This is a genomic window from Rosenbergiella sp. YN46, assembly GCF_036620675.1.
Classification (GTDB): Bacteria; Pseudomonadota; Gammaproteobacteria; order Enterobacterales; family Enterobacteriaceae; genus Jejubacter.
The window spans coordinates 1-541 of sequence record NZ_JAZHEE010000155.1 but is presented as its reverse complement, the minus strand read 5'-3'; the positions used below and the strand labels follow the sequence as shown (position 1 = coordinate 541).

Here is a 541-nt window from a genome sequence, read left to right as displayed (position 1 = left end):
CTGCAAGAACGTTGCCAAGAAGTATGTACGAGCCAGAACAATTTCCAGGTTTGATACATAGGATGTTAGATCCGAAAACCGTAATTCTGATTTTTTCTTCTGGCAAATTAGTATGTACAGGTGGTAAAACCGAAAAGGATGTGTATCGTTCTGTAAACCAACTTCATAATCTACTTGAGGAAAAGAACCTCATGATTTATGACTAGGGAATATTTTTTACGAGTGACTTACATTTCATTAAAACTGTTAACATTTGATACGAACTGTTAATCCTGAAAATTCCTAATTCTTAGCTGAAATAAATGTCGTAATTAGGCATTTACTTAGATTTAAGATTGTCATTATTGACATTTATTAAATTCTGAAAATTCTTAGATTTGATTATTCTAATTTTTCAAAGGAATTGTTAAAACTATTTGGGTTGACTTTGAGGTGGGATTCCACAATTGTTTTTGAAAAATTGTGTACTGTCATCAAATGTTTTGGAATATCATCACATTTTCTTTTACAGGTTCTACACAAGTACTTCATATCTTATTCC

The 541-nt window shown here is 31.1% G+C and carries 1 protein-coding gene; it reads left to right on the top strand.

Going from position 1 to position 541, the window contains the following annotated elements:
* The coding region (locus V3W49_RS23000; RefSeq protein ID WP_500148300.1) for a hypothetical protein at positions 1-206 on the top strand (206 nt) is incomplete at its 5' end.
* Positions 207-541: the final 335 nt, after the last annotated feature.